Below are 14,659 nucleotides of genomic sequence, written 5' to 3'. Positions count from 1 at the left end.
GATGTCAGTATGCTATTGGTTTAGGCGGGCGCCGATGCTCTGTAAAGCCGGGTGTCGAGCGAAAAATCACTTTGCGACAGTAATCCGACGATCGGTCTGTTTCGTGTTTTTATAGCTACTCTGTGGCGCCATTAATATGACTTTTCGCGGAGCGGCGAGTCGCCGCTAATACGGGGAAAGTGTCTTTATTTCATGAGGTTAGGCTGTTGATCGAGTGGGCGGGGTGGTGGCATGCGTTGGCGCTCGGCAAGGGGCGTCGCCGTCTTTTGCTGGTAGCTGCTCTGCCGATGCTGGTATTAGCGACGCTGTGGCTGGCCGATCGTTTGTTCCCGCTGCCTTTGCCCGAGGACGATCTGGCCCGGGTGGTGTTGGCCGAGGATGGCACGCCGCTGTGGCGTTTCGCCGACCGCGACGGGGTGTGGCGCTATCCAGTCAGCCCCTCTGAGGTCTCGCCTTATTATCTGGAGGCGCTGCTGACCTATGAGGATCGCTGGTTCTATCGGCATCCGGGGGTGAATCCCTTGGCGTTGGGCCGCGCGCTCTGGCAGAACCTTAGTGGCGGACGGCTGGTCTCCGGCGGCAGCACCTTGTCGATGCAGGTGGCGCGACTGCTCGATCCGCATACGCGCAGTTACGCCGGCAAGCTCAAGCAACTGTGGCGCACGGCGCAGTTGGAGTGGCACCTGTCCAAGGACGAGATCCTCGGCCTGTACCTGAACCGTGCGCCTTTCGGCGGCACTCTGCAGGGGGTGGCTGCGGCCAGTTGGGCGTATCTAGGCAAACCGCCGAGCCAGTTGACCCGCGCCGAGGCGGCGTTGCTCGCGGTCTTGCCGCAGGCGCCCAGCCGCCTGCGCCCGGATCGTCACCCCGAACGCGCCCAGGCGGCGCGGGACAAGGTGCTCAAGCGCTTGGCGAGTTTCGAGGTGTGGCCGCAGTCGGCGATCGAGGATGCACTGCAGGAACCGGTACTCCTGGCGCCGCGGCAGGAACCGCGCCTGGCGCCGTTGCTGGCGCGGCGGCTGAACCGGGCCGGCAGCCCGCCGCTGATTCGCACGACCCTGGATGCGGCGCTGCAGCGACGCCTGGAAGACTTGCTGCTGGGCTGGCGCGCACGCTTGCCGGAGCGCACCTCGGCGGCGATCCTGGTGGTCGAGCAGCCAAGCATGGCGGTGCGCGCCTACCTCGGCTCGGTGGATATCGGCGATGGCAAACGCTTCGGCCATGTCGACATGATCAGCGCCGTGCGTTCGCCCGGCTCGACGCTCAAACCCTTCCTGTATGGCATGGCCCTGGATGACGGGCTGATTCATTCCGAGTCCTTGCTGCAGGACGTGCCGCGACGCTACGGCGATTACCGTCCGGGCAACTTCGCCGCCGGTTTCAGCGGCGCGGTGTCGGCCAGCGAGGCGCTGGCCCGCTCGCTCAACCTGCCGGCGGTGCAACTGTTGGAAGCCTACGGGCCGAAGCGCTTCGCCGGCGAACTGCGTAGCGCCGGCGTACCGCTGGCGTTGCCTCCCTTGGCCGAGCCGAACCTGGCGCTGATCCTCGGTGGCGTCGGCAGCCGCCTGGAAGACCTGGTCAGCGGTTACAGTGCCTTCGCCCGCGGCGGCAAGGCCGCACGTCTGCGTTTCCAGCCGCAGGATGCGCTGCTGGAGCGGCGCCTGCTGTCGCCCGGGGCGGCCTGGATCGTGCGGCGCATTCTCAGCGGCCAGGCCCGACCGGATCGCGACCCGCGTGCGCAGCTGGTGCAGCGCCCCAGCCTGGCCTGGAAGACCGGCACCAGCTACGGCTTTCGCGATGCCTGGGCGATCGGCGTGGCGCCGCGTTATGTCATTGGCATCTGGGTCGGTCGGCCGGACGGTACCCCGGTGCCCGGTCAATTCGGCCTGGCCTCGGCCGCGCCGCTGCTGCTGCAGGTGCACGACCTGCTGGTCAACCGCGACAGCCAGCGCGGTCTCGCTGTACCGGCCGATCCGCAACCGGCCGCGGTCGGTGTGGCGGCGATCTGCTGGCCGCTGGGCCAGCCATTGGCCAAGGCCGACCCCAACTGCCGCCGTCAGCGCTTCGCCTGGACCCTGGCTGGCACCACGCCGCCGACTTTGCAGGCGCTCGATCAGCCGCTCGGCTTGGGCTTGCGCGAACCGCTCTGGTTGAACGCGGCGGGGCTGCGCGTCGCGGCCAACTGCCTGGGGGCCAAGCCGCACGCGTTGCTGCTGTGGCCGGCTGCCCTGGAGCCCTGGCTGCCGCGTGCCGAACGGCGCAGTGCGCGCTTGCCTGCTAGCGACCCGGCTTGCCCGCCGCACGGGGCAAGCCGGGTCGCGGCGCTGTCGATTGTCGGGGTGCGCCAGGGTGATCGCCTGCGTCGCCCGGCGGGCAGTGCCGAGCCGCTGCGCCTGCGCCTTGCGACCCTCGGTGGCGCGGGCCGCCGCTGGTGGTTCGTCAATGGCCAGCCGCTGGGTGAGACGGCGGCCGCGGCCGACTTCAACCACGCCTTCAGCCGCAGTGGCCGTTACCAGCTCAGTGTGCTGGACGAGAGCGGCCAGACCGCGCGCCTGGAGTTCAGTGTGGGTCAGTAGGCGTTTGCCTGGAGCGTCCGGCGGCCGGCTGAGCTATCTTCAAAGCTCAGGGCTGGCACGATGCTATTGCAGGCCTGTTGCTATGGGAGCGTCGGCTTTGCCGGATAAGTTCGCGATTGCTGGTCTTTGGGCCTGTTTGCGTCTGTTGGCTTGCATGCTGGTTTTGGCCAGCCCTGTTGGTGCGGCCGAGGCGCAGGCGTTGATCGTCGATGGCCATCAGTCAGACATCGCTCTGCAGCCTTACATCCGCTATCTGCGCGACCCGGAGCGCAGTCTGCAGATCGAGCAGATTCTGCAGCAGACCGAGCAGTTCCGCCCGGCCAGTGAGCGCCGCGATCTGAATTTCGGCTATACCCAAGATCATCTCTGGCTGACCCTCGACCTGGTCTCCGCGGCCGACGAACTCACCGATTGGCTGATCGAGATGCGCTATGCCTCGCTTGACCGGGTCAGCCTCTACAGCGTCGGCGCGGACGGCATCCAGGTCCAGCATTCTGGCGATACCCTGGCCTACAGTGAGCGCAGCATCGGCCATCGAAATCCTATCTTCGCCCTGCGCCTGGCGCCCGGCGAGCAGCGCCGGCTGTTCATCCTCGCCCATTCCGAAGGCAGTCTGACCCTGGATAGCCAGCTATGGTCGGCGGCGGGCTTTCAGCAATACAGCCAGAAAGGCTATGTGCTGCTGGCCCTGTATTTCGGCGCGTTGCTGGCATTAGGCAGCTATAACCTGTTGCTGTTCGCGGTGTTGCGCGAGCGCTCGTTCATTCTGTATGTGTGTTTTGTCGCCAGCTTCGGGGTTGGCGTGCTGGCCATCAACGGCCTGGGTGGCCAGTACCTGTGGCCCAATCTGGGCACGCTGGGCAATCGGCTGCTGCCCTTGGGCATCAGTCTGGCGGCCACGCTCGGGGTGCTGTTTGCCCAGGCGTTTTTGTGTACCGCCCGGCGGGCGCCAAGGCTCGATCGTTGCTTGGGCGTGTGGGCCTTTCTGGCCGCTCTAGCGACCCTGGTCACGCTGTTGATCGACGTGCAACGAGCCCTGCAACTGATGTCTATCGTCGGCCTGATCACCTGTTTGGTGCTGTTGGTCAGCGGGCTCATCTGTGTGGTCAAGCGAGTGCCGGGAGCGCGGATCTTCGTACTGGCCTGGTTGGTGCTGCTGGTCGGCGGCACCCTGCTGGCGCTGCGTAATTTCGCTCTGATCCCATCTAATTTCATCACCGTGAACGCCATGCAGATTGGCTCGGCCATGGAGATGCTGTTGCTCTCACTGGGGTTGGCGGCGCGCTTCAATCAACTCAAGCGGCTGCAGGAAGAGACGCAGAAGCTGGCGCTGGCTGCCGCGCTGCACCAGGAAAAGGTGCTGGAACAACGGGTTACCGAACGCACCGAAGCGCTGGCCGAAGCCAATGCCCAGCTGGAAGCGCAGGCCATGCAGGATCCGCTGACCGGGCTGGCTAACAGGGCCGCCCTGGCCAGCCATATGCAGCAGGCGATGTTGCGCACCAGGCGGCGCGGCGAGTTGCTGGCGCTGGTGTTGATCGATCTGGATGGCTTCAAGGACATCAACGACCAGTGGGGGCATGCGGCGGGGGATCGGGTGTTGATCGAGGTTGCCGCGCGGCTGCAGGAGTTTGCCCGCGGCAGCGATCTGGTCGCCCGGCTGGGCGGCGATGAATTCATTTTGCTCAGCGAAGGCATCCACAACCGGCAGGAAGTCCTCGGGCTGGCAGAGCGCCTGCTGCAGGTCATCAGTTTGCCGGTGGCGCTGCAGAATCAAAGCGTCAGGGTTGGTGCCAGCATCGGCATCAGTTTCAGCGACGGCATCGAGCCGGATATCGAAACCCTGATGCGTCAGGCCGATCAGGCCATGTATCAGCGCAAACGCAGTGGTAAGCAGGGGGTCGTGCTGTATTCGTCGTGAGTTGGTTGCTCATCCGGCTGTCGTGACGGGTGCTCGATAATTGCTAATGGCTGTCACAGTCTTTAAAAGTGTGCACAATACTGTATGCAATTTTTCCGGCTACTCACAACAATAAAACGGCAGGCTTTCCATGCATCTCTGGCAGCGCAGCATTCAGTGGCAACTGATCCTCAGTATGGGCGCGGCGTTGCTCGCCAGCATCCTCATCGTGGTGGGCATTTATTCGGCAGTGGTCAACCGTCTGGCCGAGCGCTATCTGGTCGAGGAGGCGTTGCCGGCGAGTATCCTGGCCATCCGTAACGATCTCGAGCGAGTGTTGACCGAACCCTTGACCGCGGCCCGTGGCATTGCCGAGAACAGCCTGGTGGTGGATTGGCTGGAGCAAGGCGAGGACGCCGCCCAACAGGCCGCGTTCGTGCGCTACCTGAGCGCTGTGCAAACGCAGCAAAAAGCCCTGACGACCTTTATTGTTGGCCTGGATAGCGGTCACTATTTCACCGGCAAGGGCCTCGATCGCAGCCTGGCGCGCGGCCCGGCCGAGAATAACTGGTTCTACGGTTTCGTCGATGGCGGCCAGGCACGCTCGCTGGATATCGACATCGACCAGACCACTCGCGAACCGACCCTGTTCATCAACCAGCGTGTTGTCGCCGCAGGCAAGACGCTTGGGGTGGCCGGTCTGGGGTTCAGCCTGAGCGCGATGTCCGAGATGATTCGCAACTTCCATTTCGGCGAAGCTGGCCGGGTCTATCTGGTCAGCGCGGACGGCAAGGTCAAGGTGCACCCGCAGTCCGAGTTCAATAACAGTCGCGACCTCGGCCAACTGGTCGGTGGCCAGGCGGCGACCGAGTTGCTGGCCAAAGGCCGTGATGCGGTGTCCTTCCAGCGTGATGGCGAGGACTTCCTGGCCATCGCCCAGCCGCTGCAAACCCTTGATTGGCTGCTGGTGAGCGAGATACCCGAGGCGGAAATCTATGCCGAGGCGCGTCAGGCACTGCTGCTGAGCAGCCTGATCGGCGGCGGCGTGGCGGTGTTTTTCCTCGGCCTGGTGGTGTTGCTGGCGCGCGGTCTAGTGCGGCCAATTCGCCAGGTCACGGCGGCACTGGTGGAGATCGGTGGCGGCGGCGGCGATCTGACCCGCCGTCTGGACGAGTCGCGCGCCGACGAATTGGGCGATCTGGCCCGCGGTTTCAACAGTTTCATCGGCAGTCAGCGCAGCCTGATCGTCGATGTCCTGGCCACCAGCGAACGCTTGCGTAGCTCGGTCGGGCAGGTCGCCCGGGTGGTGGAGAACACCGCCGGGCGCGCCGGCCAGCAGCGGGAGATGACCGACATGGTCGCCACCGCGGTGCATGAGATGGGCCTGACCGTGCAGGAAATCGCGCGCAATGCCAACCGCGCCGCCCAGGCCTCGCACGGTGCCCGTGACGAGGCGCAGCAGGCGCGTGTGGTGGTCGGTCAATCAATCGAACATATCGAACGGATGTCCGCCGACATTGGCGGCGCGGCCGCGGCGGTGGGCGAGTTGGCGCAACAGGTGGGGTCCATCGATCAGGTGCTGGCGGTGATCCGCGGGATTTCCGAGCAGACCAACCTGCTGGCGCTGAATGCCGCGATTGAGGCGGCGCGCGCCGGAGAAATGGGCCGTGGTTTCGCCGTGGTGGCCGACGAGGTGCGCACCCTGGCCAGCCGTACCCAGCGTTCCACCGACGAAATCCAGCAGATTATCCAGCGCCTCAAACAGGGCGCGGATACCGCGGTCATCTCCATGCATGCCGGACAGGCGGCGACGGGCACCGGGGTCGAGGCCAGTCAGCGCACCGGTCAATCGCTGGGTGCGATCACCGAACAGGTGGAAACCATCAGCGACATGAATACTCAGGTGGCGGCGGCGACCGAGGAGCAGTCGGCGGTCACCGAGGAAATCACCCGTAACGTCCAGGGCATCGCCGACCTGGCACATGCCACCGCCGACGAAGTGCGCAGTTGTCGTGAGGACTGCCAGACCCTGAGTTGCCTGGCCGATGATCTGGCCCGGCAGATGGGCAGTTTCAGGCTCTAGTAACGCACGGCCCGCGGCGATAGTGGGCGCAGTTCGCGCAACAAGCAAAAGCATCGCGCCGGGTCGAGCGGCGGACAGCGGGTTCGCACGCCGCTGCGAGGCGGTCGCAGCAGGCGGGAGTGGTTTCACCGCCTCTCAGGCCAGTTCGAGCCGATTGCGGCCCCCGGCCTTGGCCCGATAGAGGGCGTCGTCGACCCGTTTGTAGAAGCTTTCCGCCGAGTCGTCGCAGAGTGGCAGGAACTGGCCGATGCCGAGGCTGCAGGTCAGTGGCAGCTCCTGCGCCTCTACTTGCAGCGGTTGCGCGGCCAACGACGCGCGAAAACGCTCGGCCAGCGGGATGGCCTGCACCAGTGCGGTGTCGGGCATCAGCACGGCGAACTCCTCACCACCCAGGCGCAGCAGGGTATCGCTGTCGCGGCGGAATCCCTGGCGCATGCGTTCGGCGAAGGCTTGCAGGCAGAGGTCGCCGGTGCGATGGCCGTACTGGTCGTTGACCCTCTTGAAGAAATCGATATCCAGCAGCACCAGGGTCAGCTGGCTGTTTTGTCGGCGTGCGTTGGCCAGCCAGCCGGGCAGCAGCGCGTTGAACTGATAACGATTGCCCAGTTCGGTCAGGGCGTCGGTGCGACTCAACCGGTCCAGCTGTTCGCCGTGCAGCAGCAGGCGCAGTTCGCGTTCGAGGCCGATGCAGTACTCGCGGTTCCAGCGATAGAGGAACAGAGCCAGATAGCCCAGGTAGGCCACCAATGCCACGGATTCGCCGATGTCGCCGATGCCCAGGTGGAACTTGACCGCAGTGCTGGGCAGGTAGGTCAGCAGGATGGCCAGTGCGCAACGGCCCATGCGCATCGGGAAGGTAAACGCCAGGGCGGTGCCGAACACCACTGCGCTGAGCATGATCAACAGGTGCGAGGCGACTATCTCGGGGTGTAGCTGGAGGCCCGCCAGCATCAGGCCCCAGGTCATCGACTGGAGAAGGATGGCCAGCCAGTGTAAATCCAGCCAGCGCTGCAGTTGCGTCGGGTCGAGTTGTGCGGATGGCCGATGGCGACTGCGCAACGCGAAAAACACCAGCAACAGCAGACTGCCGCCGCCCCACGCCCAGAGGTTCGTCCAGGGGGCGCTGCTGGTGAACCAGAGCAGGCCCCAGGCGAGCAGGTAGTAATAGCCGGCAAACCTGGAGCGGACATGGGTATCGCTGGCCTCCCGCCACAAGCTGAAGCGGGTGCTGGAGGCCGCAGGTTCAGGCTTCATCGACGCGGTACTCGAAAGGTACAGTTTCAGCCTAGTCGAACGATGGCCATTTGCCTTGGTAGGCTCGCTGACCGCTGAGCCGGGCAACACGCTCGATGAGCGGTCGACAGTTGCGTGGCCCAGATAAGCGTCGGCGCTATCCGGGAGGGTGTGCCGGCGCAACAGCATCCCTGGGTTGCATCCGGACTACGGGGGCGGGGGTGACCCGCTCGCTGTGGGGAGGCGCGGGGCTGAAGAGTGTAGCCGATCAGCCTCGGTTCTATTCAGGTCTGGACCAGGCGGTTGCGGCCCGTACCCTTGGCTTTGTAGAGCGCATCGTCGACGCGCTTGAAGAAGGCTTCGGCGTTGTCGTCGCGCTGCGGATCGAAACAGCCGACGCCGAGACTGGCGGTCAGTGGCAGGCTGTTGTCCTGCACGGTGAAGCCGTGCTGAGCCAGCGCCTGGCGAAAGCTCTCCGCCAGCAGGCAGGCTTGCTCCAGCGAGGTATTGGGCATCAACACGCCGAACTCCTCACCCCCCAGGCGCAGCAGGGCATCGCTGCCGCGGCGGAATACCTGGCGCATGCGTTCGGCAAAGGCGCTGAGGCAGGCGTCGCCGCAGGCATGGCCGTGTTCGTCGTTGACCCGCTTGAAGAAGTCGATGTCCAGCAGCACCAACGACATCGACTCGCTTTGGCGTTGGGCGTTGGCGACCAATACTGGGAACAGGTTATTGAACTGATAGCGGTTGCCCAGTTGGGTCAGGCTGTCGGTGCGGCTGAGCTGTTCCAGGCTTTGCTGTTGTTCCCGCAGTTCGAGTTCGAGTGTCAGGGTGTTGTGATACTCGCGATGGCTGCGTTTGAGCGCCAGCAGCAGGTAGCTCAGGAAGAAGGCCAGGGTGATCAATATCGCATGTTGTTCGCGCCAAGCCAGGGCCAGGGCGAGCAGGCCGGGTAGATAGAGCAGGAGCAGGGCGGCGATGGCGCGGCCCTTGCGCATCGAGAAGTTGAAGGCCAGCGCCGTGCTGAAGGCGACGGTGCTGAGGGTGGCGATCAGCCGGGAGCTGGCGAATGCCGGGTCGCTGAGGGCCCAGGCATGCACTAGGCCCCAGGCCAACGCTGTCAGCAGGACTAATGCCCAATGGCGGTCGAGCCAAGTGCACAGGGCTTGCGGCGTCTCCTTCGCGGGCAGGCGATGGAGCAGGCGTAGCGCGAACATCAGGGCGAAGAAGACGGCCCCAGTGAAACCCCAGGCCAGCAGCTCGGTCGGGGTATCGCTGAACAGCCAGGTCAGCAACCACGCCAGCAGGTAATAGATACCGCCCAGGCGTGTGCGGACTCGGGTGTCTTGGGCTTCGCGCCAGAGAGCGAAGGTTTGAGGCTCACGGGGGACTTCAGCGTTGCTCATAATGTGTGATCACAAAACTGCTGGGCCCGGCCATAGTGCGTCAGTCAGGCCAGGAGTGCCACTATGCCATCATCAAACGCATTGCCCTAGCGCAGGATCAGCAGCGGGCTGACGCTGGTGCGCAGCAAGTGGCTGGTGGTGCTGCCGACCAGGAACTGGCGAATCCGCGAGTGGCCGTAGGCACCCATGGCCAGCAGGTCGATGCCATGTTCGGCCTGGTAGGCGTGCAGGGTCGGTTCGACTTCGCCGGCGCGGATTGCCAGGTGCACCGCGCTGGCCGAACCCTGCAGTACGCGTTCGGCGGACTTGAGCTGTTCCCAGGCGTCGCTGGTATCGGCGCCGACCATCAGCAGGTGACACGGCAGGCCCTTGAGCAGCGGGCTGGCGGCGATCATCTCGATGCTTTTGCGCGCGGTGGCGCTGCCGTCGTAGGCGAACAGGTAGCTTTGCGGCGCCTTGAACTCGCCGCAGCTGACCAGGATCGGCCGCTGTACGGTGCGGATGACGTTTTCCAGGTGGCTGCCGACCAGTTGGCTGAGGTTGTCGCTGGTTTCGCCCTGGCGGCCGATCACCAGCAGGCGGATGTCCGCTTGCAGTTCGGCGAGGCTCTCCACCAGGTCGCCATGCCGTTGGCGCAGTTGCGGGTTGCTCACGCCATCGGCAATGGCCCGGGCCTTGACCGCTTCGAGCAGGTGATGGCCCTGCTCCAGGGCCAGCTTGCCGCGTTTTTCGTCGAGTGCCGCCAGTTCTTGCAGCAGGTGTTCGCGGCTGCCCAGGCCAATGTTACCGGACAGGTCGCTCTGTTGTGGGTACTGCACCTGATCCAGGACATGCAGGAAGCACAGCGGTGCGTCGAGGCGCTGGCTGGCCCAGGCGGCGTAGTCACAGACACCGGTGGCGGATTGCGAACCATCGATACAAGCCATTACGTGGGTCATGTTGTGCTCCTTTTAGTGGCCCATCAGTTGGTCGACGGCATCGGGTTTGTCATGCACGCCGAAGCGGTCGACGATGGTGGCGCTGGCTTGGTTGAGGCCCAGTACTTCGACGTCGGTGCCTTCACGGCGGAACTTGAGCACCACCTTGTCCAGGGCGGCGACGGCGGTGATGTCCCAGAAGTGCGCACGGGACAGGTCGATGCTCACCTTATCGACCGCCTCCTTGAAGTCAAAGGCGGCGACGAATTTGTCGGCGGAGCTGAAGAACACCTGGCCGACCACCTTGTAGCTGCGCTGGCTACCGTCGTCGTCAGCTGCGGAATTGATATAGAGGAAGTGACCGATCTTGTTGGCGAAGAACATCGCCGCCAGCAGCACGCCGACGAATACGCCGTAGGCCAGGTTGTGGGTATAAACGGTGACCGCGACGGTGGCGAGCATGACGATGTTGGTCGACAGCGGGAAGCTCTTCAGATTACGCAGCGAGTCCCAGCTGAAGGTGCCGATCGACACCATGATCATCACCGCGACCAGCGCGGCCATGGGGATCTGACTGACCCAGTCGCTGAGAAACACCACCATGAACAGCAGCACCGCGCCCGCCACCAGGCAGGACAGACGGCCACGACCGCCGGATTTCACGTTGATCACCGACTGGCCGATCATCGCGCAACCGGCCATGCCGCCGAGCAGGCCCGAGGCGACGTTGGCCACGCCCTGGCCTTTGCATTCGCGGTTCTTGTCACTGCTGGTGTCGGTCAAATCGTCGACGATGGTGGCGGTCATCATCGACTCCAGCAAGCCGACCACGGCCAGGGCGGCGGCGTAGGGGAAGATGATCGCCAGGGTCTCGAGGTTCAGCGGCACCTCGGGCCAGAGGAAGATCGGCAGGGTGTCCGGCAGTTGTCCCATGTCGCCGACGCTGCGGATATCCATGCCGGTGTACATGTACACCCCAGTCAGCGCCAGGATGCACACCAGCGGCGAGGGGATCAGCTTGCCGATCTTGGGCACATAGGGAAACAGGTAGATGATGCCCAGGCCCGCGGCGGTCATGGCGTAGACGTGCCAGGTGACGTTGGTCAGCTCCGGCAGCTGGGCCATGAAGATCAGGATCGCCAGGGCGTTGACGAAGCCGGTGACCACCGAGCGCGAGACGAAGCGCATCAGCGAGCCCAGCTTGAGGTAGCCAGCACCGATCTGCAGTACCCCGGTGAGCAGGGTGGCGGCTAGCAGGTACTGCAGGCCGTGGTCCTTGACCAGGGTCACCATGACCAGGGCCATGGCGCCGGTGGCGGCGGAGATCATGCCCGGGCGGCCGCCGACGAAAGCGATCACCACGGCGATGCAGAAGGAGGCGTAGAGGCCGACCTTGGGGTCGACCCCGGCGATGATCGAGAAGGCGATGGCTTCGGGGATCAGCGCCAGCGCCACCACCAGACCGGCGAGCACGTCGCCGCGGATGTTGAAGAACCAGGTGTTTTTCAGGCTTTGCAGCATGGCTTATTCCCAAAGGGCTGGGTTCCGCTGGTGCGCGCATAGCGCTGGGCGGACTGGGTGAATGGCAGATTTAAAAAGTAAAACAGGTGCATTACCGAGCAGTGTTCGGCTACGCAAGAGCGCACGGCTAAGCGACCGGGAAACCGGCGAGGCAATGCAGGAGGGGGCGTAACGCTAAGGCGGCTTAGGCAGCCAGCGTAATGGTTGGGCCAGCGTCATGACGACCTGTCTCTATCCATACAAGCAAAAAGGGCGCGCACTTTAACATAACCGGAAGTCGTGGGCGCACCCCGTGCCGGCGATCTGCGGCATGAGGCGGAACTTACCCGGTGCGGCATGTTCGAACCCTACGCGCCAGCGGGCGCTGGTTTCTGAGAAGTGGTGACAAAACTCTCGCCTACTGTGAGCGTCTGCAGCAGCCCGCTGCGGGTGTTGCGCGACACAAAGATCGGGGTCATTTGGCTGACTAAACGCCTCCGGATTTGCTTGACGCGCCTTGCCGCAGAAACCCGGAGGCGGTCTCGTGACGGCGCTCGATATTTCCACCACCTATGAGCCGCGCGGATTGTAACAATCGCGGGGCAGACTGCTTCTTCCCATCTGCACGCGAGAGTGACCGGCGATGATGTCAACTGCCAAGGGGATGCTAGGACGGCTGCCTGTCTTAAGTCCATGGCAATGGGCGCTGCTGCTGGTCCTGCTGAGCCTGGTTTACCAGGTGCGCAGCTTGCACCTGGATGATCGCTTGTACTTCTGGATCCAGACCTCGTGGCACGCAAGCGAGTGGCAAGACCACAGCCTGTGGTTGCCGAAATACCAGGTGCGGATCGACGCCAAGGCCGTACCGGGTGTCAGCGATAACCTCTCCGGCTTGACCTATGACGAGCGCCGCAACCAGCTCTGGGCGGTGGTCAACAACCCGGAAGAACTGCTCGCCCTGAGCACAGACGGTGAGGTCCTGGCACGTTATCCGCTGAGTGGTTTCAGCGATGTGGAGGGCATCACCTACCTGGGTGACAACCTGCTGTTGTTGGCCGAGGAGCGTAACCAGGCGCTGGTGGTGGTCGAGGTGCCGGACCAACCCGGTGCCTTGTTCCGCCAGGATTACCAGGCGCTGACCTTGGGTGTCGAGGCGGGCGACAATCAGGGTTTCGAGGGTGCCGGCTACGACCGCAGCGGTGACCGGTTGTTCGTGGTCAAGGAGCGGTCGCCGCGCAAGCTCTATGAAATCCGCGGGCTGAAAGCGAGCATCGAGGGCGACTTCAACCTCGAAGTGATCGACCGCGAGGAATGGCTCAAGAATATCTTCGCCACCGACCTGTCCTCGGTGCATTACGACGAGCAGACCGGCCATCTGGCCTTGCTCAGCGATGAGTCGAAGGTGCTGATGGAGCTGGACGACCAGGGCAAGCTGATCAGCTTCCGCTCGCTGCTCGGCGGCTTCGCCGGCCTGCAAGACAGCGTGCCGCAGGGCGAAGGCATGACCCTGGACGACCGCGGCAACCTGTATCTGGTCAGTGAGCCCAATCTGTTCTACAAATTCGAGCGCAAGTGATTACGGCGGCCGTTTAGCCGCGCCTGATCAGCCAGATGCCGGCCACGATCAGCAGCAAACCGCCGATCTTGCCGAGGCTGATTGGCGCTTCGCGAAAGCCCGCCCAACCGAAATGATCCAGGGTCAGGGCCATGCTCAGTTGGCCGACCAGGACCAGCGCCATCAGCAGCAGGGCGCCGATACGCGGCCCGGCGAAGGCGGCGATGAAGATGAAGAAGGCGCCGAGCAGGCCGCCGCTCCAATGCCACCAGGTCAGGCCCTTGAGGGCGCTGAGGCTGGGTGCTTCGCGCTGGAGCAGGACCATCAGCAACAGCGCCAGGCTGCCGACCAGAAAGGAGATCAAGGCGGCGCTGAGTGTGCTGGACACATGCTTGGCCAGCTGGCCGTTGATCCCTGCTTGCAGCGGCAGGCAGGCGCCGGCGAGAAAGGGCAGGGCGAGTAACCACCAGATCGGGGCGGGCATGGGCATCTCCAAGGCGCGGGCAGGCAAGTATGCCGGAAAAGCTGTCTGTTCCGTCAGGGTGAGCGAGCCAAGGTTTTGCCTTACAGCGCCTTGCCGAATTGAATCAAGGCCACCCGCGCGCCTTGCGCATCGCGGCGTTCGACCACACCGCTGAGTTGATAGCCGTGTTTGGGGTAAAGCAATAGCCCGGCGCTGTTGGCGTTGAAGCAGGACACCTGCATGCGCGTGGCCTGGTAGTGGTCGCGCGCCAACTGCTCCATCATCGTCAGCAGATAGCTCGCCACGCCCTGGCCACGCGCCCAGGGTGCGACCATCAGGTTGCCGAGGGCGCAGAAGTCGCCATGCTGCCACTGGTAGAAATTGGCGAAACCGGCCACTTGGCCATTCAGCAGCACCACGGTGCTGTCGCGGCGCTCGGCCATGGCCGCGGCCAACTGACCGGCGCTGAGTGGCCAGTCAGCCTTCGGGTAGGCAAAGAACAGCTCCTGCGCGCTCTGCGGGAACGCGGCTATGGCGTTCAGGTCGGTGGCGCTGGCGGGGCGGTGGCTAAGCGCTTGGGGCTGATTCATCGGCGTCCTGGTGAGTGGGGCATAGCGTTAAGTTAGCTTGATTGCGCAGAGCCAAAGCGTGTCTGTAGGAGATCCCCGTCGTCCAGACGCCGCGCTGTCGCGCAGCAAACTGGAGGCAATGGTGTCTGTCGGCTTGTGGGTACCTGTAGGAGCGGGCCATGCCCGCGATGGGTTTCGCGGGCATGGCCCGCTCCTACATCTATGGTTACCCCCTTTTCTGCAATACTGAATGCGATGCGTGTTTGGCTTGCGTCAATCTATCCGGCGTCTGGGTGTATGCCCGCGCCTTGATGAAAATCGCGCCCGACGATCCTTTATAGGGGGACGGCTTCAAGAAGCCTCGTAGGAGCCCAGGGTCTTCGTCGGGCCGGTTGGCCGTTCACGTCATCAGTTATCCAGCATCGCAAAACCAGGTGGGTGGTGCTGGGTGACAGCA

10 protein-coding genes and 1 pseudogene are annotated in these 14,659 nt (G+C 64.1%); 5 read left to right on the top strand and 6 right to left on the bottom strand.

The genetic code is table 11. The annotated features are described in order from the left end of the window. Positions 1-287: 287 nt before the first annotated feature. The 4 genes and pseudogenes from pbpC (at position 288) to VCJ09_RS24910 (ending at position 6,559) form a co-directional block, all read left to right on the top strand. The gene (gene pbpC, locus VCJ09_RS20490) at positions 288-2,576 is read left to right on the top strand and encodes a peptidoglycan glycosyltransferase PbpC (RefSeq protein WP_407692987.1); all 2,289 of its coding nucleotides are present in this window, start codon (positions 288-290) and stop codon (positions 2,574-2,576) included. Between the two features lie 154 nt (positions 2,577-2,730). Continuing rightward, entirely contained in the window at positions 2,731-4,497 is a 1,767-nt protein-coding gene (locus VCJ09_RS20485; RefSeq protein ID WP_324731886.1) for a diguanylate cyclase, read from the top strand. Between the two features lie 130 nt (positions 4,498-4,627). Continuing rightward, positions 4,628-5,692, top strand: a pseudogene (locus VCJ09_RS24915) (HAMP domain-containing protein); the annotation flags it as partial. Between the two features lie 129 nt (positions 5,693-5,821). Beyond that, entirely contained in the window at positions 5,822-6,559 is a 738-nt protein-coding gene (locus tag VCJ09_RS24910) for a methyl-accepting chemotaxis protein (RefSeq protein WP_407693053.1), read from the top strand. Between the two features lie 135 nt (positions 6,560-6,694). Here the strand turns inward: VCJ09_RS24910 and VCJ09_RS20475 are convergent, their stop codons facing one another. From VCJ09_RS20475 to VCJ09_RS20460, 4 genes are all read right to left on the bottom strand, one after another. Continuing rightward, a complete protein-coding gene (locus tag VCJ09_RS20475) occupies positions 6,695-7,813 on the bottom strand; it encodes a GGDEF domain-containing protein (protein ID WP_324731884.1) in 1,119 nt (372 codons plus the stop codon). Between the two features lie 263 nt (positions 7,814-8,076). Continuing rightward, the gene (locus VCJ09_RS20470) at positions 8,077-9,198 is read right to left on the bottom strand and encodes a GGDEF domain-containing protein (RefSeq protein ID WP_324731883.1); all 1,122 of its coding nucleotides are present in this window, start codon (positions 9,196-9,198) and stop codon (positions 8,077-8,079) included. Positions 9,199-9,284: 86 nt separating this feature from the next. After that, the gene (locus tag VCJ09_RS20465) at positions 9,285-10,136 is read right to left on the bottom strand and encodes a universal stress protein (protein ID WP_324731882.1); all 852 of its coding nucleotides are present in this window, start codon (positions 10,134-10,136) and stop codon (positions 9,285-9,287) included. Positions 10,137-10,148: 12 nt separating this feature from the next. Next, positions 10,149-11,636 (bottom strand): SulP family inorganic anion transporter, encoded by a 1,488-nt coding sequence (locus VCJ09_RS20460; protein ID WP_324731881.1) that lies wholly within the window; start codon positions 11,634-11,636, stop codon positions 10,149-10,151. Between the two features lie 622 nt (positions 11,637-12,258). Here VCJ09_RS20460 and VCJ09_RS20455 point away from each other — a divergent pair. Further along, complete coding sequence (locus tag VCJ09_RS20455; protein ID WP_324731880.1) at positions 12,259-13,191, top strand: SdiA-regulated domain-containing protein; 933 nt, start codon at positions 12,259-12,261, stop codon at positions 13,189-13,191. Positions 13,192-13,204: 13 nt separating this feature from the next. Here the strand turns inward: VCJ09_RS20455 and VCJ09_RS20450 are convergent, their stop codons facing one another. Together VCJ09_RS20450 and VCJ09_RS20445 are read right to left on the bottom strand one after the other, a co-directional pair. Then, on the bottom strand, positions 13,205-13,654 hold the full coding sequence (locus tag VCJ09_RS20450) for a DMT family transporter (RefSeq protein WP_324731879.1): 450 nt from the start codon (positions 13,652-13,654) through the stop codon (positions 13,205-13,207). A gap of 80 nt (positions 13,655-13,734) precedes the next feature. After that, a complete protein-coding gene (locus tag VCJ09_RS20445; RefSeq protein WP_324731878.1) occupies positions 13,735-14,223 on the bottom strand; it encodes a GNAT family N-acetyltransferase in 489 nt (162 codons plus the stop codon). Positions 14,224-14,659 lie beyond the last annotated feature (436 nt).

The sequence above is a fragment of the Pseudomonas paeninsulae genome (assembly GCF_035621475.1).
Taxonomy (GTDB): Bacteria; Pseudomonadota; Gammaproteobacteria; order Pseudomonadales; family Pseudomonadaceae; genus Aquipseudomonas; species Aquipseudomonas paeninsulae.
Note: the sequence above shows the minus strand (reverse complement) of the source record. Positions and strands in the feature narration are given on the sequence as shown.